The sequence below is a fragment of the Pseudomonas sp. ERMR1:02 genome (assembly GCF_002277815.1).
Taxonomy (GTDB): Bacteria; Pseudomonadota; Gammaproteobacteria; order Pseudomonadales; family Pseudomonadaceae; genus Aquipseudomonas.
The window spans coordinates 407,947-429,830 of the sequence record NZ_NKJI01000001.1; the positions used below are offsets into that span (position 1 = coordinate 407,947).

The 21,884-nt window shown below is 58.7% G+C and carries 20 protein-coding genes and 1 pseudogene; 14 read left to right on the forward strand and 7 right to left on the reverse strand.

Features of this window, described 5'->3' with window-relative positions; translation table 11 throughout:
- Nucleotides 1-116: 116 nt before the first annotated feature.
- From CES87_RS01970 to CES87_RS01995, 5 genes are all read left to right on the forward strand, one after another.
- Nucleotides 117-1,229, forward strand: a complete 1,113-nt coding sequence (locus CES87_RS01970; protein WP_128604727.1) for a polyamine ABC transporter substrate-binding protein — start codon at nucleotides 117-119, stop codon at nucleotides 1,227-1,229.
- 241 nt (nucleotides 1,230-1,470) lie between these two features.
- A complete protein-coding gene (locus tag CES87_RS01980) occupies nucleotides 1,471-2,568 on the forward strand; it encodes a polyamine ABC transporter substrate-binding protein (protein ID WP_128604729.1) in 1,098 nt (365 codons plus the stop codon).
- A 71-nt stretch (nucleotides 2,569-2,639) separates the two neighbouring features.
- On the forward strand, nucleotides 2,640-3,782 hold the full coding sequence (locus tag CES87_RS01985; protein ID WP_128604730.1) for an ABC transporter ATP-binding protein: 1,143 nt from the start codon (nucleotides 2,640-2,642) through the stop codon (nucleotides 3,780-3,782).
- Between the two features lie 35 nt (nucleotides 3,783-3,817).
- Nucleotides 3,818-4,699, forward strand: a complete 882-nt coding sequence (locus CES87_RS01990) for an ABC transporter permease subunit (protein ID WP_178081364.1) — start codon at nucleotides 3,818-3,820, stop codon at nucleotides 4,697-4,699.
- The gene (locus tag CES87_RS01995; protein WP_128604732.1) at nucleotides 4,696-5,586 is read left to right on the forward strand and encodes an ABC transporter permease subunit; all 891 of its coding nucleotides are present in this window, start codon (nucleotides 4,696-4,698) and stop codon (nucleotides 5,584-5,586) included. Before CES87_RS01990 ends, CES87_RS01995 begins: the two co-directional genes overlap by 4 nt.
- Nucleotides 5,587-5,724: 138 nt before the next feature.
- On the opposite strand, the gene CES87_RS02000 is transcribed toward CES87_RS01995, so the two are convergent.
- Nucleotides 5,725-6,366, reverse strand: a complete 642-nt coding sequence (locus tag CES87_RS02000; RefSeq protein WP_128604733.1) for an HD domain-containing protein — start codon at nucleotides 6,364-6,366, stop codon at nucleotides 5,725-5,727.
- A 314-nt stretch (nucleotides 6,367-6,680) separates the two neighbouring features.
- Between CES87_RS02000 and CES87_RS02005 the strand changes: the two genes are divergently transcribed.
- Nucleotides 6,681-7,646: a GlxA family transcriptional regulator gene (locus CES87_RS02005; RefSeq protein ID WP_128604734.1), complete on the forward strand. Its 966-nt coding sequence runs from the start codon at nucleotides 6,681-6,683 to the stop codon at nucleotides 7,644-7,646.
- A 120-nt stretch (nucleotides 7,647-7,766) separates the two neighbouring features.
- Here CES87_RS02005 and CES87_RS02010 read toward each other — a convergent pair whose 3' ends face one another.
- Nucleotides 7,767-10,178, reverse strand: coding sequence for a penicillin acylase family protein (locus CES87_RS02010; protein ID WP_128604735.1), 2,412 nt, complete (start codon nucleotides 10,176-10,178; stop codon nucleotides 7,767-7,769).
- Between the two features lie 110 nt (nucleotides 10,179-10,288).
- Nucleotides 10,289-10,870, reverse strand: a complete 582-nt coding sequence (locus tag CES87_RS02015; protein WP_128604736.1) for a DUF6436 domain-containing protein — start codon at nucleotides 10,868-10,870, stop codon at nucleotides 10,289-10,291.
- Between the two features lie 96 nt (nucleotides 10,871-10,966).
- Here CES87_RS02015 and CES87_RS02020 point away from each other — a divergent pair, with 96 nt between their 5' ends.
- The gene (locus CES87_RS02020) at nucleotides 10,967-11,914 is read left to right on the forward strand and encodes an alpha/beta hydrolase (RefSeq protein WP_128604737.1); all 948 of its coding nucleotides are present in this window, start codon (nucleotides 10,967-10,969) and stop codon (nucleotides 11,912-11,914) included.
- A gap of 115 nt (nucleotides 11,915-12,029) precedes the next feature.
- Here CES87_RS02020 and CES87_RS02025 read toward each other — a convergent pair whose 3' ends face one another.
- A complete protein-coding gene (locus tag CES87_RS02025) occupies nucleotides 12,030-12,782 on the reverse strand; it encodes a DUF2059 domain-containing protein (protein WP_128604738.1) in 753 nt (250 codons plus the stop codon).
- 108 nt (nucleotides 12,783-12,890) lie between these two features.
- Here CES87_RS02025 and CES87_RS02030 point away from each other — a divergent pair.
- Nucleotides 12,891-13,534, forward strand: a pseudogene (locus CES87_RS02030) (2OG-Fe(II) oxygenase).
- Nucleotides 13,535-13,536: 2 nt separating this feature from the next.
- The gene (locus tag CES87_RS02035) at nucleotides 13,537-14,022 is read left to right on the forward strand and encodes a DUF523 domain-containing protein (protein WP_128604739.1); all 486 of its coding nucleotides are present in this window, start codon (nucleotides 13,537-13,539) and stop codon (nucleotides 14,020-14,022) included.
- Nucleotides 14,023-14,130: 108 nt separating this feature from the next.
- On the opposite strand, the gene CES87_RS02040 is transcribed toward CES87_RS02035, so the two are convergent.
- Complete coding sequence (locus CES87_RS02040) at nucleotides 14,131-14,715, reverse strand: transporter substrate-binding domain-containing protein (protein ID WP_128604740.1); 585 nt, start codon at nucleotides 14,713-14,715, stop codon at nucleotides 14,131-14,133.
- Nucleotides 14,716-14,849: 134 nt separating this feature from the next.
- Here CES87_RS02040 and CES87_RS02045 point away from each other — a divergent pair, with 134 nt between their 5' ends.
- Nucleotides 14,850-15,275, forward strand: coding sequence for a DUF4399 domain-containing protein (locus CES87_RS02045; protein WP_128604741.1), 426 nt, complete (start codon nucleotides 14,850-14,852; stop codon nucleotides 15,273-15,275).
- 127 nt (nucleotides 15,276-15,402) lie between these two features.
- Here the strand turns inward: CES87_RS02045 and serA are convergent, their stop codons facing one another.
- Nucleotides 15,403-16,632: a phosphoglycerate dehydrogenase gene (gene serA, locus CES87_RS02050; RefSeq protein ID WP_128604742.1), complete on the reverse strand. Its 1,230-nt coding sequence runs from the start codon at nucleotides 16,630-16,632 to the stop codon at nucleotides 15,403-15,405.
- 204 nt (nucleotides 16,633-16,836) lie between these two features.
- On the opposite strand from serA, the gene CES87_RS02060 reads away from it, so the two are divergent.
- The 4 genes from CES87_RS02060 to CES87_RS02080 all read left to right on the forward strand — a co-directional run bounded on the left by CES87_RS02060 (nucleotide 16,837) and on the right by CES87_RS02080 (nucleotide 20,979).
- Nucleotides 16,837-18,231: an FAD-binding oxidoreductase gene (locus CES87_RS02060; RefSeq protein ID WP_128604743.1), complete on the forward strand. Its 1,395-nt coding sequence runs from the start codon at nucleotides 16,837-16,839 to the stop codon at nucleotides 18,229-18,231.
- 37 nt (nucleotides 18,232-18,268) lie between these two features.
- Entirely contained in the window at nucleotides 18,269-18,934 is a 666-nt protein-coding gene (locus tag CES87_RS02065; RefSeq protein WP_128604744.1) for a fumarylacetoacetate hydrolase family protein, read from the forward strand.
- A gap of 169 nt (nucleotides 18,935-19,103) precedes the next feature.
- A complete protein-coding gene (locus CES87_RS02075) occupies nucleotides 19,104-20,027 on the forward strand; it encodes an SdiA-regulated domain-containing protein (RefSeq protein ID WP_128604746.1) in 924 nt (307 codons plus the stop codon).
- Between the two features lie 34 nt (nucleotides 20,028-20,061).
- Nucleotides 20,062-20,979, forward strand: coding sequence for an SdiA-regulated domain-containing protein (locus CES87_RS02080; protein WP_128604747.1), 918 nt, complete (start codon nucleotides 20,062-20,064; stop codon nucleotides 20,977-20,979).
- A gap of 124 nt (nucleotides 20,980-21,103) precedes the next feature.
- On the opposite strand, the gene rpiA is transcribed toward CES87_RS02080, so the two are convergent.
- Nucleotides 21,104-21,775, reverse strand: coding sequence for a ribose-5-phosphate isomerase RpiA (gene rpiA, locus CES87_RS02085; RefSeq protein ID WP_128604995.1), 672 nt, complete (start codon nucleotides 21,773-21,775; stop codon nucleotides 21,104-21,106).
- Between the last annotated feature and the right edge of the window lie 109 nt (nucleotides 21,776-21,884).

A 21,884-nucleotide genomic window follows, 5' to 3' on the forward strand; every position in this document is an offset into this window, starting at 1 on the left:
GGGCGGCCTTTCCTTGAAAGACCGCCTCGGATCTTGCCAGACTAGCCGCAGTTCCAGTTGCCTGGGTTCGGCCGCTGAACAAAGTGGTTCTAAAAAGAAAATTTGGAGCATGACGCATGAAGGCATTAGGTAAAAAGCTTGCTGGCAAGACACTCCTCGCCATGTCCCTGATGGGCATAATGGCGGGTGCGGTTCAGGCGGACGACAAGGTGTTACACGTCTATAACTGGTCCGATTACATCGCACCGGACACCATCGCGAACTTCGAGAAAGAGTCCGGTATCAAGGTGGTGTACGACGTTTTTGACAGCAACGAAACTCTGGAAGCGAAGTTGCTGGCAGGCAAGTCCGGTTACGACATCGTCGTACCGTCGAACAACTTCCTGGCCAAGCAGATCAAGGCCGGCGTTTACCAAAAACTGGACAAGTCCAAGCTGCCTAACTGGAAAAACCTGAACCCGGACCTGCTCAAAGCAGTATCGGTGAGCGACCCTGGCAACGAACACGCCTTCCCTTACATGTGGGGCTCGATCGGTATCGGCTTCAACGCCGAGAAGGTCAAGGCTGCACTGGGCGCCGATGCACCGACCAATTCCTGGGACCTGATCTTCAAGCCTGAAAATGCCGCCAAGCTCAAGTCGTGCGGTATCAGCCTGCTGGATTCGCCAACCGAGATGATTCCGGCGGCGTTGCACTACCTGGGCCTGCCAACCGACAGCCAGAAGAAAGAAGACATCGACAAAGCTGAAGCCCTGCTTTTGAAAGTCCGTCCTTCAATCGCCTACTTCCACTCGTCCAAGTACATCTCTGACCTGGCCAACGGCAACATTTGCGTAGCCGTCGGTTATTCGGGTGACATCTATCAGGCCAAGTCCCGCGCGACCGAAGCCGGCGACAAGGTCAAAGTCAGCTACAACATTCCGAAAGAAGGTGCTGGCAGCTTCTACGACATGGTCGCTATCCCTAAAGATGCCGAAAACGTCGAAGGCGCCTACAAGTTCATGACTTACCTGCAGAAGCCGGAAGTCATGGCTGCAATCACCAACGCCGTGCGCTTCCCGAACGGTAACGCGGCCGCCACCCCATTGGTGGATAAAGACATCACCGGCGACCCAGGCATCTACCCGCCAGCTGACGTGCTGGCCAAGCTGTACGCGATTGCCGACTTGCCGGCCGCGACCCAGCGGATCCTGACTCGCAGCTGGACCAAGATCAAATCAGGCAAGTAAGAAGTAAAACCCTGTAGGAGCGAGCCTGCTCGCGAAAAAAGCCGAAACGCCGCGGGGTGTCAGGCACCCCGCGTTATCGTTGGCGACCATCGCGAGCGAGCTCGCTCCTACAGGGATCTTCATAAAGTTTGCTGGAACGGTTTTTCGAGGGTAAGTTGCGCGCCGGTTTTGTTGCCAGGCAGCCATGGCTGTCATGTAACGCGGGGCAACTTGGGCCCAACTAATTTTAGAGGACCTCCACTTGCCTATTTCTTCTTTGTTGCGCAATGCCATGCTGGTGGCTGCCGGGTTGACGCTTGCCGTCAATGTCCAGGCCGCCGGCACCGTGCATATTTATAACTGGTCGGACTACATCGGCGAGACCACACTGGCTGACTTCCAGAAAGAGACCGGCATCAAACCGGTCTACGACGTGTTCGACTCCAACGAAACCCTGGAAGGCAAGTTGCTGGCCGGGCGTACCGGTTACGACGTGGTCGTGCCGTCTAACCACTTCCTCGGCAAGCAGATCAAGGCCGGCGCTTTCCAGAAACTCGATAGGTCGGTGTTGCCGAACTATTCGAACCTGGACCCGGTTCTGCTCAAGCGCCTGGAGCAAAACGATCCGGGCAACCTGTACGCCGTGCCGTACCTTTGGGGCACCAACGGCATCGGTTATAACGTCGACAAGATCAAGGCTGTATTGGGCGTCGACAAGATCGATTCCTGGGCCACGGTGTTTGAACCGGAGAACATCAAGAAGCTGCACAGTTGCGGCGTGGCGTTCCTCGATTCCGCCGATGAAATGATGCCCACTGTCCTCAACTACATGGGCCTGAATGCCAACAGCACCAACCCCGAAGACTACAAAAAGGCTGAAGCCAAGTTGCTGGCGGTGCGGCCTTACGTGACCTATTTCCACTCCTCCAAATACATCGCGGATCTGGCCAACGGCGATATCTGCATCGCGATCGGTTTCTCCGGCGACATGTTCCAGGCCAAGCACCGCGCAGAAGAAGCCAAGAAAGGCGTGAACATCGTCTACTCGATTCCGAAAGAAGGTGGAGCGCTCTGGTTCGACATGCTGGCGATTCCGAAGGATTCGGCCAACGTCAAAGAGGCGCACGCGTTCATCAACTATTTGCTGAAACCTGAGGTGATCGCTCAGGTCAGTGATTACGTCGGCTATGCCAACCCTAACCCCGGGTCGGACAAACTGATGGAACAGTCCATTCGCACCGACGAAGCGGTTTATCCACCGCAAGCAGTGCTCGATAAGACCTACGTGTCCATCGAGTTACCACCAAACATACAACGTTTGATGACCCGCAGCTGGACCAAGGTAAAGTCGGGTAAATAGCTTTAAGGCTCAAACTATCCAAGGTTGGCTCACCTTGAGCGAACTGCACTCTTTTTTTGGGAGTTTCGTAAATGGCAGTTGCCTCCGGCGCCTATAAGAAAGCCCTCGAGGGCGACCAGTCACCTAAGCAGGTGCTGGTCAAAATCGACCGGGTCACGAAGAAGTTCGACGAGACGATTGCCGTGGACGATGTGTCCCTGGAAATCAAGAAAGGCGAGATTTTCGCCCTGCTCGGCGGTTCGGGATCGGGCAAATCCACCTTGCTGCGCATGCTCGCCGGCTTCGAACGACCGACCGAAGGAAGGATCTTCCTCGATGGCGTAGACATCACTGACATGCCGCCGTACGAGCGGCCGATCAACATGATGTTCCAGTCCTACGCCCTGTTCCCGCACATGACCGTGGCGCAGAACATCGCCTTCGGCCTCAAGCAGGACAAACTGCCTTCCGCTGAAATCGATGCGCGGGTGGCCGACATGCTCAAGCTGGTGCAGATGAGCCAGTACGCCAAGCGCAAGCCGCATCAGTTGTCTGGTGGTCAGCGTCAGCGTGTGGCCCTGGCCCGTTCGCTGGCCAAGCGGCCGAAATTGCTGCTGCTCGATGAGCCGATGGGCGCACTGGACAAGAAGCTGCGTTCGCAAATGCAGCTTGAGCTGGTCGAGATCATCGAGCGCGTCGGCGTAACCTGCGTCATGGTGACCCACGACCAGGAAGAGGCCATGACCATGGCTGAGCGCATCGCGATCATGCACCTGGGCTGGATCGCCCAGATCGGCAGTCCGATCGACATCTACGAAACCCCGACCAGCCGCCTGGTCTGCGAATTCATCGGTAACGTCAACATCTTCGATGGTGAAGTGATCGACGATGCCGAAGGTCACGCGACCATCACCTGCAAGGACCTGGATCGCCAGATCTATGTCGGCCACGGTATCAGCACTTCAGTGCAGGACAAGTCCGTAACCTACGCGATCCGTCCGGAAAAACTGCTGGTGACGCCGGACATGCCGACTTGCGAATACAACTGGTCCAGCGGCAAGGTGCACGACATCGCCTATCTGGGCGGGCACTCGGTGTTCTACGTCGAACTGCCGAGCGGCAAGATCGTCCAGTCCTTCGTCGCCAACGCCGAACGCCGTGGCACACGTCCAACCTGGGGTGACCAGGTTTACGTGTACTGGGAAGACGACAGCGGCGTGGTACTTCGCTCATGAACATGCGCAAGTTCAAACGCCGCCTCAGTCGAATAATTCCCGGTGGCCGTCAGCTGGTCATCGGGGTTCCTTTCATTTGGCTGTTCCTGTTCTTCATGTTGCCGTTCTTCATCGTTCTGAAGATCAGCTTCGCCGAAGCCGACGTGGCCATTCCGCCGTACACCGAAATCTACAGTTACGCCGAACAGAAACTGCAGGTACTTCTGAACCTCGGTAACTACGCGATGCTGGCCGGCGACGAGTTGTACATCGCCGCGTACCTCGGCTCGTTGAAGATGGCGTTTTTCAGCACCATCCTCTGCCTGCTGATCGGCTACCCGATGGCCTATGCCATCGCCAGTGCCCGCAAAGAGCTGCAAACGGTGCTGGTGCTGTTGATCATGATGCCGACCTGGACCGCGATCCTGATCCGCGTTTACGCGTGGATGGGCATCCTCAGCAACAACGGTCTGTTGAACGGCTTTTTGATGAGCATGGGCTGGATCAATGAGCCACTGCAGATCCTCAACACTAACCTGGCGGTTTACATAGGCGTGGTTTATTCCTACCTGCCGTTCATGATCCTGCCGCTCTACGCCAACCTCGTGAAGCACGACCACAGCCTGCTGGAGGCCGCATCCGACCTGGGTTCGAGCACGTTCAACAGCTTCTGGAAAATCACCATTCCGCTGTCCAAGAACGGCATCATCGCCGGCTGCATGCTGGTGTTTATCCCGGTGGTAGGTGAGTTCGTGATTCCTGAACTGCTTGGCGGTCCAGAAACCCTGATGATCGGTAAAGTGCTCTGGCAAGAGTTCTTCAACAACCGTGACTGGCCGGTGGCGTCTGCCCTGGCAGTGGTGATGCTGGCTATCCTGATTGTGCCGATCATCCTGTTCAACCGCAGTCAGGCCAAGGAAATGGAGGGTAAAGAATGAAGCGCTTCCGTTTCTCCAGCCTGATGCTGGTATTGGGTCTGCTGTTTATCTATCTGCCGATGCTGATCCTGGTGATCTACTCGTTCAACGCATCCAAACTGGTGACAGTGTGGGGCGGCTGGTCGATCAAATGGTACGTCGGCCTGATGGACAACACGCAACTGATGGGCTCGGTGCTGCGTTCGCTGGAAATCGCCTGCTACACGGCGGTAGCGGCCGTTGCACTGGGTACGCTGGCCGCTTTCGTCCTCACCCGTATCACCCGCTTCAAGGGTCGTACGTTGTTCGGTGGCCTGGTCACCGCGCCGCTGGTAATGCCGGAAGTGATCACCGGTCTGTCGCTGTTGCTGCTGTTCGTGGCCATGGCACAGATGATCGGTTGGCCGCAGGAGCGCGGCATCGTGACGATCTGGATCGCCCACACCACGTTCTGCGCGGCGTATGTGGCGGTGGTGGTGTCGGCGCGCTTGCGTGAGCTGGACCTGTCCATCGAAGAGGCGGCCATGGACCTCGGTGCCAAGCCGTGGAAGGTGTTCTTCCTGATCACTATCCCGATGATCGCGCCATCCTTGGGTGCAGGCGGCATGATGTCTTTCGCGCTGTCGCTGGATGACCTGGTGTTGGCGAGTTTCGTGTCGGGTCCGGGTTCCACGACCCTGCCGATGGAAGTGTTCTCGGCGGTGCGTCTGGGCGTGAAGCCTGAGATCAACGCCGTGGCCAGCCTGATCCTGCTGGCGGTATCGCTGATGACCTTCATGGTCTGGTTCTTCAGCCGTCGTGCTGAAGAAGCGCGCAAGCGTGCGATCCAGCAGGCCATCGAAGAAAGCGCTGCCGACTCGTGGAAACAACCGGACGTGCGCCGTGCACAGGCGCCGGAAGCGGCTTGAGCCTCTTCACATGATCGTTCCCACGCTCTGCGTGGGAATGCCTCAACGGACGCTCCGCGTTCGGCTCTTGATGGGACGCGGAGCGTCCCGGGCTGCATTCCCACGCAGAGCGTGGGAACGATCAGAATGGTGTGGAGATCAGGCGATCCAGGGCGATTTGCGGATGATCTCGACAAAGTTCATCGGCTTGAACCCTGTTTCGCTGTCCACCAGCACATCGGCATTCACCGTACCGAACGTGGTGTCAGGCTTGTGTTTGAAGCCGTCAGCGAACGCACACAGGATGCACTCCTTGAACCCCTCTCCCCGTGGATGCGCATGCACCACCGCTTCGCGCTGCACGTTGGAAAACGCAGCGTAATCGATACCCAGCACATCCATTTCCACACCCGCAGTCACCAGCGCCACGTTTGGACGCAGGTGTTGCGGCACGCCTGGTGTGGTGTGCAGGGCAATCGACAACCACGTTTGCTCGATGTCGTCATCGCTTAATCCGTAAGTCTTGAGGAATGCTTTGGCGGCATTGGCGCTATCAACCTCGAAACGCTCGGTGTCGCTGCGGTGACCTTCCACCAGGCCCAGATCATGGAACATCGCGCCGACGTACAGCAGCTCCGGATTGTAGGCCAGTTGCTTGCGCTCGCCGCTCAGCGCGCCGAACAGAAATACCCGGCGCGAGTGGTGGTAGAGCAGGTCGGATTCGATGTCGCGGATGTATTCGGTGGTGGCTTTGGCCAATGCGCTGTCGGGGATTTTGATTCCGGCAATGGTGGTGCTCATGGGAGTTTCCTCGTGGTGACCGCCGTGGCGGCGCTGAGGTGCCCAGTCTGTTCGTCCACCCGAAACCGGACAATCGATCCATGGCTGCGATCCCGGCCAATGAGCATGCATATCGCGCCAGCCTCGCTTGTTGAGCGGGGATTGGCTAAGTTTGCACGCAGACTCTTTATCTCCTGTAGGAGCGAGCTCGCTCGCGATGGACGTCAACGATAACGCGGACCTCCTGGATGAACGCGGTGTCCTCACGCGCATCGCGAGCGAGCTCGCTCCTACTAGGGACGGTGCAATCAGATCCATAGAAGGCGATTCACTTCATGAGTAAAACCGTTGCCATCGTGGTGTTCGCGGGCGTTCAGTCTCTGGATGTCACCGGTCCCATGGATGTGTTTTCCGAAGCTAATCGCTTCCTCGCGCCCGAGGACCACTATCGGCTTGAGGTGATTGGTGTGGAGCGCGGGGTGATGGCATGTTCCAACGGTCTGGCGCTGAACGCCCATCGGCATTTCAGCGAAGCATTGCAGGCCTATGACTTGCTGCTGGTAGCCGGCGGGCCGCAGTTGCCGTTCATGGATTTCGGCGCCGCGTTCGATGCCTGGCTGCGCGACGCCTGCGCGCTGGCGCAGCGTTTTGGTTCGATCTGCAACGGCGCGTTCATGCTCGCCCGTGCGGGATTGCTGGAAGGGCGGACGGTGACCACCCATTGGGATGATGCGGCGGCGCTGGCGGCATTGTACCCGTCGACGCAGGTCGAGGCCGATCGCTTGTATGTGCAGGACGCCGAGCTGTACACCTCGGCCGGGGTCACGGCGGGGATCGATCTGTCGTTGTATCTGCTGGGCCGCGATCACGGACCGGACGTGGCCCTGAGCGTGGCAAAGCGTCTGGTGGTGTTCACCCAGCGCTCGGGCGGGCAGTCACAGTTCAGCCCGTTCCTGACGCCCCACGCCGAACCGACTTCGGCCGTGGCGATGGTCCAGCACTACGTGTTGGCCAACTTGACCGGCGACCTGACCATCGCCGATTTGGCCAATGCCGCCAACATGAGTGCACGCAACTTTTCCCGAGTATTCGCCAAGGAGGCGAAAATCACCCCGGCCGAGTTCGTCGAACGAGCGAGGGTGGATGCGGCGCGGGTGATGCTGGAAAGTACCGGCGCACCGCTCAAGACTGTGGCGTACCAGTGCGGATTCCGCGATGCCCAGCATATGCGCAGTGTGTTCAACCGCAGGTTAGGGGTGACGCCGCAGCAGTTTCGGTTGAATTTTGCGGCGATGGTTTGAGCAGGATTCTTTGGTGTTTATGAGGGACCCTTCGCGGGCAAGCCTCGCTCCTACAAGAGCACCGCAATACCTGTAGGAGCGAGGCTTGCCCGCGAAGGCGTCAGCCGAATCAACAAAGATTTATTGCCCTGACCGCGCCGGCAACAACTTCAACGTACTCCGGGTGTTGGCCGTCACCTCTTCATCATTGAGATACGCCTGGTAGTAAACCCCCTCGATATACGCTTCAGCCTGATCGTCATAGTGACTGTCGAACAGCACACCACTCTGGCCAACCGGGTTGACGGTCAAGCTATGGGCCGGGTCGGCGAAGTCGATCAGGCGTCGCGTCGACGGGCCGTAAGTCACAGGCCAAGGCGCCGGGCCAATCTTGGCCGACAGGTTGTTCGGCACTTCGTGGCTACCGGGGGCGGCGAACGGGCCGACGTTGAAGAGGCGGTCCAGCGGCTTTTGCTGGCCCAGCGGATGACCATGGGTCAGGGTGTGTGCCTTGCCCCATTGCCATTGCGCGAAATCCGCACCGAGGGTGGTTTTAAGGTGGGCAATGCTGGCCTGCCACGCCACCTTGACCGTATCGGCGCGGGTTTCCTTGCCGAGGGTATTGCGGTTGTCCCACCACGGTGATTCCGCGTTTGCCGCCAGACGCGGCAGTGCTGCATCGATCACCCGGGTCGAGAGCAGTGTCTCGAAGAACTCATTGCCCAACTCGTCATGCATCGTCGCGTCAGCGAGGTTGAACAGGAACTGGTTGAACACGGTGGCGCTGATGGACTCGAGTGGGTAATCGCCTTTCCACTGGGCCAGTTGCTCCACCAGTTTCAGCTCGGCAGGATCGCTCACCACGCTACGCAGCACCGGCAGCAGCGGCGCCAACAAGCGTGGGCCGTAGGCAGTAGTGGTGCCCAGTTGCAGCGTTTGGCTGGACTCCAGATCCCACTTGATGCTCTTGTCGCTGAGCTGATGATTGAGCTGCTGGCCTCGATCAGCCAGGTTGTAATAACCGGGAATCTCCATGCCTGTCGGCGACAGCGGCTGGAAGTTGGCCGAGACGATATAGCCTCGTGCCGGATTCTCTTCCTGCGGGTTGGCGCTGAACGGGTAGAAGCCGTCCTTGTCTGCCTCGGCGGTGCTGCCGTCGAGGATGAACCACGGACGTACTCCGGCAGGACGCTTGGGCAATTGCGCCGCGGCCCACCAGCCAATGTCGCCCTTGGCGTTGGCCCAGACGATGTTCAAGCCGGGGGCCTGGACCTTCGCGGATGCGCTACGGGCCTTGACCAGGGTGTCGGCGCGGTTGAGCTGGTAGAAGCCTTCAAGAATCGGGTTCTGGCTTTCGAGAAAGCCCCACCACATGGCGATCGGCGTTTTACCGACGCTATTGCTCAGTGCATCGTTGACGATCGGGCCGTGGGGCGACTGGCGCAATACCAAAGTAACGGGGGCCTGGCCCTTGACCGCGATCTGCTGTTCGCTGGTCACCATGTCCACCCACTTGCCGCCATACCAGACCTGATTGGGATTGTCCGGATTGACCTTCTCGGCAATCAGATCGAGGTCGTCGTTCTGGAACATGGTGATGCTCCAGCCGAAGTCACGATTCATGCCCAACGAGGCGAACGGCATCAAGGCCTGATAGTGACCGTAGAGTTCGAAACCCGGCGCCGAGAGATGCGCCTCGTACCACACCGACGGTGCGGAAAAGCGGATGTGCGGGTCACCCGCCAGCAACGGCTTGCCGCTTTTGGTTCGACTGCCGGCCACGGCCCAGGCGTTGCTGCCCTCGAATTGTGGCAGGCCGTTGTCGGCAATTGCCTGTTCGCTCAGGCGGGCGAGGGCGTTGAGGTCTTGCCAGTCGGCGCTGGCCAGGGGCGGGGCGGTACCGCTGTGCCGGTTCGCCAGCACGCCTTTGGGCTGCCAGTCGAGATCGAACACGTTCAGGTAATCGGCGCCCAGTTGATCGCGCACGAAGGTCAGCAGCGGTTCGGTACGGAACGCCGCAGCAAAGCTGTAGGCCATGTAGCCGGCGATGCTGATGGTGTCCTGTGCGGTGAACGGGCGTTTTTGAATGCCCAGCACATCGAACTCTACGGGCTTTGCGTGGCTGTCCTGATACTGGTTAATGCCATCCAGGTAGGCTTGCATGGCGATGAAGGTCGGCGATTGTTTGTCCAGGTTCGCCAGATAGGTTTCGGCGCGTTCGCGAATGCGCAGGCTGCGCATCAGCTTGTCGGTATCGAGCAGTTTCGGGCCGAGCACCTCGGCCAGCTCGCCACGGGCCAGGCGACGCAGGATTTCCATCTGGAACAATCGATCCTGGGCGTGGACGTAGCCGAGGGCCCGGTACAGGTCGGGTTCGTTTTCGGCGCGGATGTGCGGGATGCCGCGCTCGTCGTAGCGTACGGTGACCGAGCCTTGCAGGTGTTGCAGTTCCACCATGCCCTGGCGTGTCGGTTGCTTGCTGAAAACGTACCAGCCGGCTCCTGCGGCAAGCGCGACAATCAGCAAACCGAGAGCGGTCAGGCTACGTTTCATGGTGACTCCTTGTTGTTATTAGTGGCAGCAGTTCCCTGGCGCCACTGTTTAACACGGCAGGCCGATTTGGCCCATCAGCCGTAGGAGGGATTCGTGTTGCAACGTTTTTACTACTTCCTTGGATCGACAGGCCAGGGGCAGTAACACCCCACCGCCAGTGTGTGCGTGGCACTCACTGTGCGACCCTCGTCGAGCGCTTGCAGGATCGGTTCGATAAAGCTGTTTTTGGAATTACAGGTAAGGCCTTCGCTGTACGGACCGAAGTACGCCAGTTTTCCACTACGATCCCAGATCGCCACCGCGGGGCTGGCGGGGATCTGCCCGGAGCCGGGCAAGACGTTGATGGCTTTCAGGTTGCTCAAGGTGCTGGGTAGCTGTCCGTGGCTGCCGGGCTTTTGCACCGCATAAAACTCTACGCCGTGCGGGACATAGCGCTCGACCAGTTCAGCCAGGTGTTGTTGATTGCCGACATTGCACGGGCAGGCCGGGTCCCAGAAATGTACCAGGCGAATAGCGCCGGGGCCGGCGAGGTCATCGGGAAGGCGCAGCGGATCACCGGAGAACACGGCAGTACGCTCGCTGAAGGCGCGCAGGTAGCGTCCCTGAAACCAGTCGTAACCCGCCCACAGCACGCCAGCGCACACCAGGGTGAGCAGGCTGATAAACAGGGTGGCGCGCAGGGGCGATCGCATGGGTTCAATCCTCGAAGATCGGCTAGCTTGCCATGCTTGCCGCGACAGATGAATATCGCAGGTTCATAAAGCCCGTTCAGTGCTCTGGAATCCCCCATGTCTGTCACCTTCAACCCTGATGATCTGCGCGCCAGCCTGCGGCCATTGGCCGAGGGGCAGCCGTTGTCAGTGCAGGCGCAGGCCTATCAGCGGTTTTACCGACTGGATTTTTCGTCGCGTAACGTACGCAGTAGATTGGGGCGTTTTCAGGTCGACGGTTATGAACTGGTCAGCCAGGTGTGGTGGCCCGAACGGGCGAAGGCGACGCTGTTTATTTTCCACGGCTTCTACGATCACACCGGGCTCTACCGGCACGTGATCGAGTGGGCGCTGGATCAGGGTTTTGCGGTGATTGCCTGCGACCTGCCGGGGCATGGGCTGTCCAGTGGCGAGCGGGCAAGCATCAAGGATTTCGCTGAATACCAGGACACGTTGCAAGGGCTGTTTACCGAAGCGCAGTCCCTTGATCTGCCGCAACCGTGGCACCTGTGCGGGCAAAGCACTGGCGGGGCGATTGTGATCGATCATGTGCTCAATGCAGGGGTGAACAGTCCGGCCCAGGGCCAGGTGATTCTGTTGGCTCCGCTGGTGCGGCCGCGGGCGTGGGGCTGGTCGCAACTGAGCTATTACCTGCTCAAGCCTTTCGTCAAAGCCATCGAACGGCGTTTCAGCGAAAACTCCAACGACCCGGACTTTCTGCCGTTCCTGCAAGCCGATCCGTTGCAGCCTTTGAGCCTGCCGACTGCGTGGGTGGGGGCGTTGGCCCGCTGGATCAAACGCGTCGAAGCAGCACCGGCCAGCCCCCGGCGACCGTTGATTGTGCAGGGGCAGGCGGACATGACGGTGGATTGGGAGCACAACCTTGAGGTGTTGCGTGAGAAGTTCGACCGGCCTCAGATATTGATGTTGCCCGAGGCGCGGCATCACCTGGCGAATGAGGCGCTGGTATTGCGCGGGGAGTATTTCGGGTTTTTGACCAAGCGGATCAAGGGCAGAAATCTTTAGCGGCAGGCCCGGCCTCTTCGCGGGCAAGCCTCGCTCCTACAGTTAATTCATTGAGCGTGAGATGACCTGTAGGAGCGAGGCTTGCCCGCGAAGGCGTCCTTTCAGACACCAACGATCACTGGGTAAGGTTAGAAGTGCTCTGCCCCACCGCCAACCCCGATCGAATCGCCGCCAGCGCCGCCTGGTAATAAGCCTTGCCCTCGGCCGACTCGGCAAAGGTGGCGAACTCTTCCAGTTCTTCATCCGACAGGTCGCGATAGACATACAGCAAGGTGTTGTTCAGGTCGCTGCCGATCTGGTCCATCAAACGTTGACGCTGTCCGTTCAACATGCCTTGGGCCTGGCCCGCACCGAGCAGGCCGGGGATCATCGAGCTCAGGCTGTCGGCGGCGACACCGGCAATCGCCAGGCTGACTTCTGCGCCGGCCTCGCGTGCAGGCAGGGCCTGGGCCAGGTGGCCGATAATCAACAGACGGCTGTCGCTGGCCTGCATCTTCGGCAAGCCCTTGGCGTTTTTCGCCAGTTGATCACGACGGGTCGCGAGCAATTCGGCGGCGACGATTTTCTTGCCCAGCGGGGATTGAAAGAACGTCAGTGCAGGCTTCGGATCGGCGAGGTTCTTGCGCAATTGTGCTTCGGCGCGCTGGTCGACAGCCTTGGGGTCAAAACGCTGATTGCTGTTACTGACCAACGCCTTGAATACCGCCGGTGGCAGGCTGCTTTGGTAGCGTTGCTGCGCGGCCGAGAGGGCATCGCTGAAATGCGCGCGTTGTTCTGGCCAGCCTGCGACCTTGTACAACTGGTCGTGGCCGTCTGCCCAGGCGGGCAATACGCAGAACATCAGCAGGGAGAAAAGCAAACGGCCCATAGGGACTCCTGTCAGCAGGCGACTATTCTCCGTGCGGCATACAGTCTTGTCGAGAATTCGTATCAACCCGCTGCGTGGCTCTGTCGGATTTTCAGGCGCAGGAATACTATGCGCGCCATGCAAATACCTTCTGATCACCCGCTGCTGTTACGAATCGTCGATGACCTGGCTGCAAACGGCTGGTCGCAGCAGAATATTTTCCTGCCTCTGGATTTGACCCGAGCGCTGGCGGCCGAGTGCCGTAAACGTGCCGCCGATGGCGAACTCGCCCCGGCAGCGGTGGGGCGTGGGCCTGGCTCGGAGATTCGCGAAGGGATTCGCGGCGATCATATCCAGTGGATCGAACCCGGTCAGGCCGAGGCATGCGACAGCTATCTTCGGTTGATGGACAGTCTGCGCGAGGCGATGAATCGCGATCTGTTTCTGGGTCTGGAGGATTTTGAAAGCCATTTCGCGATGTACCCGCCCGGTGCTTTCTATCTCAAGCACGTCGACCGTTTTCGCGACGACGACCGGCGCATGGTGTCCGCGGTGGTTTATCTCAATGACGCTTGGCTTCCCGAGCACGGCGGTCAGTTGCGCATGTACCTGGATGAAGGCGCGCAATACGATACGCAATACGATGTAGTGCCGACCGGTGGATGCCTGGTGGTGTTCCTGTCCGGTGAAGTCCCCATGAAGTCCTGCCCGCGACCCGTGAACGCCTGTCGTTGACCGGCTGGTTCCGGCGTCGGGGTAACGAGCCGTTCTGATCATGCAGAAGATTCTGGTAAGCCGCTGCCTGCTGGGTCACCGCGTACGCTACGACGGCGGCGCCAGCGGACCGTTCGATCAGCTTCAGGTGTGGCTCGACGAAGGTCGGATCGTGCCGTTGTGCCCGGAAGTTGCTGGAGGTTTACCCACGCCTCGGGCGGCCGCGGAGATTCCGGGTGGTCAGGGCGCGCAGGTGCTGGACGGTCAGGCATCGGTGATCACTACCGAGGGCTTCGATGTCAGCGCGCAGTTTCTGTCGGGGGCTTATCAAGCGCTCGAGCTGGTGCAAAAGCACGGCATCCGCATTGCCGTACTCAAGGCCAACAGCCCGTCGTGCGGAAATCTGCTGACCTATGACGGGACGTTCAGCGGGGTGAAGGTCAGTGGCGAAGGGGTGACGGCGGCGTTGCTCAAGCGTAATGGGGTATTGGTGTTCAGTGAGCTGGAGTTGGCTGAAGCGGCGCAGGCTTTGGCAACGCTGAACTAAGCCCAACATCAATCCATGTAGGAGCTGGCTTGCCAGCGAAGGCGATCTTCCAGCCAACATTTTCATCGACTGTGACGGCCTCTTCGCTGGCAAGCCAGCTCCTACAGGTCACTGTTTCGGCATCACACCCGATTCCTCCCCAAACCATTTTTCCTCCAGCGCCTGGAGTCGGCCATCCGCCTTGATCCGCTGCAACGCGTTTTCCAGGCTGGCATGAAACGCCGGGTTTCCCTTCTGAAACGGAATCGCCAGGTTCACCGGCGAACTGGCTTTCGGCTTGTTTTCTGTCAGCGATTGCACCAGCAGCATCGACTGCGGCTCGTCCTTCTGCGCGATCAACTGCACGCCAGTGCGGATGTAAGGTTCGCTGAAGTCGAACCGATCCTTGAGCGCCGGGGTCTCTGTTATGTGATTGATGGCGATGTCGTACTTGCCGCTTTCAACGCCGGTCAACAGATCGTTGGAGTCGGTGACGACAAAGTCAGCGCGCACATCCAGTTCGTTGGCCAGCATTTGACCCAATTCGACTTCGAAGCCTTCAAGTGTGTCGTCTTTCTTGAAATTGAAGGGGGGTGTATTAGCCTCAATAGCAATGCGCAATTCGCCGCGGTCGTTTACGTCGTCAATCAGTTCGGCATGAGCCAAGGGGCTCAAAAGGGGTAGCAGGCAGATCAGGCCAGGCAAAAAACGCATGGTCACTCCTTGAATTCATTATCGCGACGCTCTGGTTCAGGCTCGCTTTGCTATGGTTGTCGAGTGCCTTCGACAACGATTGACCATGAAGTTGTGTTGGTCACGCGGATTTTACGGAAAAACTGGAGAAGAGAATGAAAACCTTTATGTCACGTGCTGCTTTGGCTGGCTTGCTGATGGGTGTTTCAGTGCTGGCCAGTGCGGCCACGCCAGCGCCAGCGGGCGCTGAAGTGTCCATCGTTTCTCCCGCGGACGGTGCCACGGTTCCGCAGACTGTCGTCGTCAAGTTTGCTGTCGAGAACATCGCGCTGGCGCCGGCGGGCGATGTGACCAAGAACACCGGACACCATCACTTACTGATTGATGTCAACAAGCTGCCGGCGGCCGGTCAGGCGATTCCGAACGATGCCAATCACTTGCACTTCGGCAAGGCGCAGACCCAGGCTGAGGTAAAGCTGACGCCCGGCAAGCACACCTTGCAACTTGAGCTGGGCGATAGCAACCACATGCCGTTCGATCCGCCGATTGTCTCGGAAAAGATCACCGTCAATGTGAAATAAAAAAAGGGAGCCCTTTGGAGGGGCTCCCTTTTTTCACAGCGCTGGACGCCAATAATGACGTGTGCAGTCTGAGTGCTCGTGTTGTCCGCACGTTTTTCGCGAGCAGAGCTCGCTCCTACAGCTGCTCTTAGAACAATACGCGGCTACGGATAGTGCCGTTGACGTGCTGCAGCTTCTCTTGCGCCAGTTCCGAGTACTCGGCGTCCACGTCGATAACCACGTAGCCGACTTTCTCGTTGGTCTGCAGGAACTGACCGGAAATGTTGATGCCGTTTTCGGCGAAGACCTTGTTGATCTCGCTCAGCACGCCCGGGATGTTCTCGTGGATGTGCAGCAGGCGGTGCTTGCCAGGGTGAGCCGGCAGGGCCACTTCCGGGAAGTTCACGGACGATACCGATGTACCGTTGTCGCTGTACTTGACCAGTTTTTCCGCCACTTCCAGTCCGATGTTGGCCTGCGCCTCAGCGGTGGATCCACCGATGTGCGGGGTCAGGATTACGTTGTCCAGGCCGCGCAGCGGGCTTTCGAACTCTTCGTCGTTGGAGCGCGGCTCCACCGGGAATACGTCGATGGCGGCGCCGATCAGGTGCTTGTCCTTGATCGCATCGGCCAGGTGGTCCAGCTCGACCACGGTGCCGCGCGCAGCGTTGATCAGGATGCCGCCCTTTTTGATGGCGCGGATTTCCTTCTCGCCCATCATCCACTGGGTGGCAGCGGTTTCTGGAACGTGCAGGGTCACGATGTCGGACATACCCAACAGTTCGTGCAGGTTGCCGACCTGAGTGGCGTTACCCAGTGGCAGCTTGGTCACGGTGTCGTAGAAGTAAACCTGCATGCCCAGGCCTTCAGCGAGAACCGACAGTTGAGTACCGATCGAACCGTAACCGACGATGCCCAGCTTCTTGCCACGGATTTCGAAGGAGTTGGCTGCGCTCTTGATCCAGCCACCACGGTGGCAGGAAGCGTTCTTCTCAGGGATGCCGCGCAACAACAGGATCGCTTCGGCCAGTACCAGCTCGGCAACGGAGCGGGTGTTGGAGTACGGTGCGTTGAACACGGCGATACCGCGCTCGCGAGCCGCGTCCAGGTCAACCTGGTTGGTGCCGATGCAGAAACAACCGACAGCGACCAGTTTCTTCGCGTGATCGAAGATCTCTTCGGTCAGTTGAGTACGGGAGCGAATGCCGATGAAGTGAGCATCAGCGATCTTTTCCTTGAGCTGGGCTTCCGGCAGAGAACCTGTGAGGTACTCGATGCTGGTGTAGCCCGCCGCCTTGAGGACGTCGACAGCCGATTGGTGGACGCCTTCGAGAAGAAGGAACTTGATCTTGCTCTTATCGAGAGAAGTCTTGCTCATCTGCGTAAACCTGTATCCCGGAGAAAAATGGCAGGAAATGGTCAACAGATGCTGACCCTGACGGCAACTAATCCGTCGCCGCAGAACAGCCGTTGGGCACTATGCTGCGGGGTCGGTATGCTAGCATATGCGCCCCGCTAAACACTCATTCCTGCGACGTGAAGCGTTCTCAGGATGACCATGAATTGTTCGAGAGTTCTGTCGATGACCAATCCTGCCCTGATTGATGAGCTGAAGACCCTGGTTGAGCCTGGCAAGGTGCTGACCGATGCCGACTCCCTGAATGCTTACGGTAAGGATTGGACCAAGCATTTTGCCCCGGCCCCGACCGCCATCGTGTTCCCGAAGACCACCGAACAGGTCCAGGCGATTGTCCTGTGGGCCAATAAACACAAGGTGGCGCTGGTGCCGTCCGGCGGTCGTACCGGGCTTTCCGCCGCTGCAGTGGCGGCTAATGGTGAAGTAGTCGTTTCCTTCGATTACATGAACCAGATCCTCGACGTGAACCTCACCGACCGCACTGCCGTTTGTCAGCCGGGCGTTGTCACCGAGCATTTGCAGAACGTGGCCGAAGAAAAGGGCCTGTACTACCCGGTGGACTTCGCTTCCGCAGGTTCGAGTCAGATTGGCGGCAATATCGGCACCAATGCCGGCGGGATCAAGGTGATTCGCTACGGCATGACCCGTAACTGGGTTGCCGGCATGAAAGTGGTCACCGGCAAGGGCGACGTGCTTGAGCTGAACCGCGACCTGATCAAGAACGCGACTGGTTACGACATGCGTCAGCTGTTCATCGGCGCCGAAGGCACCCTCGGCTTTGTGGTCGAGGCGACCATGCGCCTGGATCGCGCACCGAAAAATCTCACCGCGATGGTCCTCGGCACCGCTGATTTCGATTCGATAATGCCAGTTCTGCATGCGTTCCAGAGCAAGCTCGACCTGACTGCATTTGAGTTTTTCTCCGACAAGGCCCTGGCCAAAATCATGGCACGCGGCGACGTGCCGGCACCGTTCGAGACCGATTGCCCGTTCTACGCCCTGCTTGAATTCGAGGCGACTACCGAAGAAGTGGCCAACCACGCGTTGGAAACCTTCGAACACTGCGTGGAGCAGGGCTGGGTGCTTGACGGCGTGATGAGCCAGAGCGAGACCCAGCTGCAGAATCTGTGGAAACTGCGCGAATACATTTCCGAAACCATTTCCCACTGGACGCCGTACAAGAACGACATCTCGGTCACCGTGTCGAAAGTCCCGGCTTTCCTGAAGGAAATCGACGCGATTGTCGGCGAGCACTACCCGGATTTCGAGATTGTCTGGTTCGGCCACATCGGCGACGGCAACCTGCACTTGAACATCCTCAAGCCGGATAACCTGAGCAAGGACGAGTTCTTCGCCAAGTGCGCCACCGTCAACAAGTGGGTGTTCGAAACGGTCGAGAAGTACAACGGATCGATCTCCGCGGAGCACGGCGTTGGCATGACCAAGCGTGATTACTTGACCTACAGCCGATCCCCGGTTGAGATCGAGTACATGAAAGCCGTCAAAGCGGTGTTCGACCCGAACGGCATCATGAACCCGGGCAAGATTTTCGCTGTTTGACTTTCGAACTTAAGTGCTACGAACCAGGAGACGGTCAATGAGCTATCAGCACCAGTATGTCGACGGTACGCGTATTCACTTCCCGCTAGGGAAAGTGGTGTGCATTGGCCGTAACTACGCCGAACACGCCAAGGAACTGGACAATCCGGTACCTACCGAGCCGCTGCTGTTCATCAAGCCGGGCAGTTGTGTCGTGCCGCTGGAAGGTGGTTTCAGCATTCCGACCGAGCGTGGCTCGGTGCATTACGAAGCGGAAATTGCGGTACTGATCGGCAAGCCATTGTCGACCAAACCAAGCCGTGAGGAAGTGCTCGACGCCATCTCCGGTTTCGCCCCAGCCTTGGACCTGACCCTGCGTGACAAGCAGGCCGAACTGAAATCCAAGGGCCTGCCCTGGGAAATCGCCAAGTCCTTCGACGGTGCGGCAGTGATAGCTCCGTTTGTGTCCCCCAGCACTTTCGCCGACCTGACTGACATCGGCATCCGCCTGACCATCAACGGCGAAGTCCGCCAGGATGGCAACAGTAGCGCCATGCTCAATCCGATCGTACCGATGATCCAGCACATGGCCGGCTGCTTCTCGTTGCAGGCCGGTGACGTGATTCTGACTGGCACGCCGGTGGGTGTTGGTCCGTTGAATGTCGGTGATGAGATTTTCCTGGAGCTGCCGGGCGCGAGCAGTTTCACCAGCAGCGTCCGCTAAGCCCGCATACAGCTTCTGTAGGAGCTGGCTTGCCAGCGAAGAGGTCATAACATTCAGCATTTTTGTTGGCTGTTACACCGCTTTCGCTGGCAAGCCAGCTCCTACAGGTGCCTGAGCCTGTCCTGTTTTTGCTGTTACCCATAGCCTGAATTTCTGGATGCATTCGCCGATGTCCACCCAACCGCTCTCCACGCTCAAATCCGCTAACCGCACGCGCTTCGCCCTACGTTGGTATGTCTGGCTTTTGCTGGTCGCCGCCGTGTACGGCCTCGCCTTTGCCATGCATTGGGACGATCGTGGCGTGCTTTGGGTGAAGGAGCGCTTTGTAAGTGCTGCCGAGCGTCAGGCGAGTATCTGGCTGCCGGATTATCACGCGGTGATCGATGCCAAGCCGCTGACAGGCATGGAAAAAGACGAGGCATCGGATCTGACCTACGATCCTCAGAGCAAAACCCTGTTTTCCGTCATGGGCAAAAACCCGTTTCTCGTCGAGCTGTCCTTGCAGGGTGATGTGCTGCGCAAGATGCCTCTGGTGGGCTGGAGCAACCCTGAAGGTGTCACCGTGTTGGGTAATGGTCTGCTGGCGATTGTCGATGAGCGCGATCACCTGATCACTATCGTCAAGGTCGATGCCGAAACCCGCGAACTCAACATCGGCAATTTCCCCCAATATGATCTCGGCCCTTCGAAAGACCAGAACAAGGCGTTCGAAGCCATCGTCTGGGACTCGCACAATCAACAGCTGCTGCTGGGTGAGGAGCGTCCACCGGCGCTGTTTACCTGGAAGAGTGACGGCAAGGTCCTTAGCGGTGACAAGCTCAAACTGGCCAGTCATGCACTGGACGTCCGTAACCTGTCGGCCCTTGCCATCGATCCACGGACTGGGCACATGCTGGTGCTGTCCGCCGACTCCCACCTGTTGCTGGAGCTGGACAAGAAGGGCGAGCAAGTCAGTTTCATCGCCTTGCTGAGCGGCTTCCATGGTCTGAAAAAGACTATTCCCCGCGCTGAAGGCGTGGCCATGGATGAGGCTGGCACGCTGTACATGGTGAGCGAGCCGAACCTGTTCTATCGCTTCGAAAAACAGAAGTAATCACTGCGATCCCTGTTGATTCCGAGCCTGCCCAATGCGTCGATTTGCCCGCCCCAAAGCCCTGATTTTCATCGTGTCGATGATTGCGCTGGTCGTGTTGGTCGCAATTGGTCAGTATCTGCGCCTATTCGAGCGAGCCTGGTTCAATCTGTACACCCTCTGGCAGCCGATGAATATCCAATCCATTGGCCTGGATCAGTATCGGGTGGTGGTGGAGGGGCAAGTCATCGAGGGATTGAGCAGCGATGTTTCAGCACTGACCTACGATCCGGTGCGCAAAAGCCTGTTCACTGTGACCAACAAGAACTCCGAGCTGATCGAACTCTCCCTCGACGGCAAGATCTTGCGCCGCATTGCGCTGGTCGGTTTTGGCGACACGGAAGCTGTTGAGTTCATCAGTTCCGACACCTACGTGATCACCGACGAGTACCAGCAACGGCTGATCAAGATTCATCTGGAGCAGGGAACCACTTTCCTCGATGCAGCGGACGCCGAGCAGATGACGCTAGGCGTGCACTTGAACAGCAACAAGGGATTTGAAGGCCTGGCTTACGATTCGGTGGGCAAGCGCCTGTTTGTCGCCAAGGAGCGCGACCCGATGCTGATCTACGAAGTGCACGGGTTCCCGCATTTCAATCCGGAAAAATCTTACGCGGTGCATGTCATCAACAATCCCAAGCGTGATGCCGGGATGTTCGTGCGCGATCTGTCGAGCCTGCAATATGACGAACGCAGCGGCCACTTGATGGCGCTGTCCGACGAGTCGCGGCTGATTCTGGAGCTTGATGTGGACGGGCGACCACTGAGCACCATGTCGTTGAGCAAGGGGAGTCAGGGATTGCAAAAGACCGTGCCGCAGGCGGAAGGGATTGCCATGGACGACGACGGTACGATGTACCTGGTGAGCGAGCCGAATCTGTTTTACGTGTTCAAGAAACCGGCGCAACCCTAACCAACACCGCAAAACCAACTGTAGGAGCGAAGCTTGCTCGCGAAGAGGCCATAACAGTCAACATCTCTGTCGAATGTTATGGCCTCTTCGCGAGCAAGCTTCGCTCCTACAGGAGGCGCTGGGATCAGGCCTTGAGGGTTTTCACGCCTTCACTGGTCCCCAGCAACAGCAAGTCCGCCGGACGCGCCGCGAACAAACCATTGGTGACCACGCCAACGATCGCATTGATCTGCGTCTCCAGTTCTACTGGGTTGGTGATCTGCAGGTTGAACACATCAAGGATGATGTTGCCGTTGTCGGTCAGCACGCCTTCGCGGTAAACCGGGTCGCCGCCCAGCTTCACCAGTTGACGAGCTACGTGGCTGCGGGCCATCGGGATCACTTCCACCGGCAGCGGGAATGCGCCAAGCACTGGCACCAGTTTGCTGGCGTCGGCGATGCAGATGAAGGTCTTGGCCACGGCCGCGACAATCTTCTCGCGGGTCAGGGCCGCGCCGCCGCCCTTGATCAGGTTCAGGTGCTCGTCGCTTTCATCGGCGCCGTCGACATAGAACTCCAGGTCACTGACGGTATTGAGTTCGTACACCGGGATGCCGTGACCCTTGAGGCGCGCGGCGGTAGCCTCGGAACTGGCGACTGCGCCATCGAATGCACCCTTGTGTTTTGCCAGAGCATCGATGAAGCAGTTGGCGGTGGAGCCGGTGCCGACCCCGACGACGCTTTTATCGTCGAGTTTCGGAAGGATGAAGTCGACGGCGGCCTGAGCCACTGCCTGTTTGAGTTGATCCTGGGTCATGCGGGCTCCGGAAGCGGGCAAGGTGAACGGAAAGGCCGGCATTATAGCTCCATGCCGGGCTAAAACCTCTGTATTCGTGTGGTCGTGCGCCCAAAAGCCGGGTTAGACT

Excerpts from the sequence above, each read along its gene's own strand:
- CES87_RS02080 (WP_128604747.1), top strand. The coding sequence starts at position 20,062 with ATGCGTCGATTTGCCCGCCCCAAAGCCCTGATTTTCATCGTGTCGATG.
- rpiA (WP_128604995.1), bottom strand. The coding sequence starts at position 21,775 with ATGACCCAGGATCAACTCAAACAGGCAGTGGCTCAGGCCGCCGTCGAC.
- CES87_RS01995 (WP_128604732.1), top strand. The coding sequence starts at position 4,696 with ATGAAGCGCTTCCGTTTCTCCAGCCTGATGCTGGTATTGGGTCTGCTG.
- serA (WP_128604742.1), bottom strand. The coding sequence starts at position 16,632 with ATGAGCAAGACTTCTCTCGATAAGAGCAAGATCAAGTTCCTTCTTCTC.
- CES87_RS02040 (WP_128604740.1), bottom strand. The coding sequence starts at position 14,715 with ATGCGTTTTTTGCCTGGCCTGATCTGCCTGCTACCCCTTTTGAGCCCC.
- CES87_RS02045 (WP_128604741.1), top strand. The coding sequence starts at position 14,850 with ATGAAAACCTTTATGTCACGTGCTGCTTTGGCTGGCTTGCTGATGGGT.
- CES87_RS02065 (WP_128604744.1), top strand. The coding sequence starts at position 18,269 with ATGAGCTATCAGCACCAGTATGTCGACGGTACGCGTATTCACTTCCCG.
- CES87_RS02025 (WP_128604738.1), bottom strand. The coding sequence starts at position 12,782 with ATGGGCCGTTTGCTTTTCTCCCTGCTGATGTTCTGCGTATTGCCCGCC.
- CES87_RS02060 (WP_128604743.1), top strand. The coding sequence starts at position 16,837 with ATGACCAATCCTGCCCTGATTGATGAGCTGAAGACCCTGGTTGAGCCT.
- CES87_RS02010 (WP_128604735.1), bottom strand. The coding sequence starts at position 10,178 with ATGAAACGTAGCCTGACCGCTCTCGGTTTGCTGATTGTCGCGCTTGCC.
- CES87_RS02075 (WP_128604746.1), top strand. The coding sequence starts at position 19,104 with ATGTCCACCCAACCGCTCTCCACGCTCAAATCCGCTAACCGCACGCGC.
- CES87_RS02020 (WP_128604737.1), top strand. The coding sequence starts at position 10,967 with ATGTCTGTCACCTTCAACCCTGATGATCTGCGCGCCAGCCTGCGGCCA.
- CES87_RS02005 (WP_128604734.1), top strand. The coding sequence starts at position 6,681 with ATGAGTAAAACCGTTGCCATCGTGGTGTTCGCGGGCGTTCAGTCTCTG.
- CES87_RS02015 (WP_128604736.1), bottom strand. The coding sequence starts at position 10,870 with ATGCGATCGCCCCTGCGCGCCACCCTGTTTATCAGCCTGCTCACCCTG.
- CES87_RS02035 (WP_128604739.1), top strand. The coding sequence starts at position 13,537 with ATGCAGAAGATTCTGGTAAGCCGCTGCCTGCTGGGTCACCGCGTACGC.
- CES87_RS01970 (WP_128604727.1), top strand. The coding sequence starts at position 117 with ATGAAGGCATTAGGTAAAAAGCTTGCTGGCAAGACACTCCTCGCCATG.
- CES87_RS01985 (WP_128604730.1), top strand. The coding sequence starts at position 2,640 with ATGGCAGTTGCCTCCGGCGCCTATAAGAAAGCCCTCGAGGGCGACCAG.
- CES87_RS02000 (WP_128604733.1), bottom strand. The coding sequence starts at position 6,366 with ATGAGCACCACCATTGCCGGAATCAAAATCCCCGACAGCGCATTGGCC.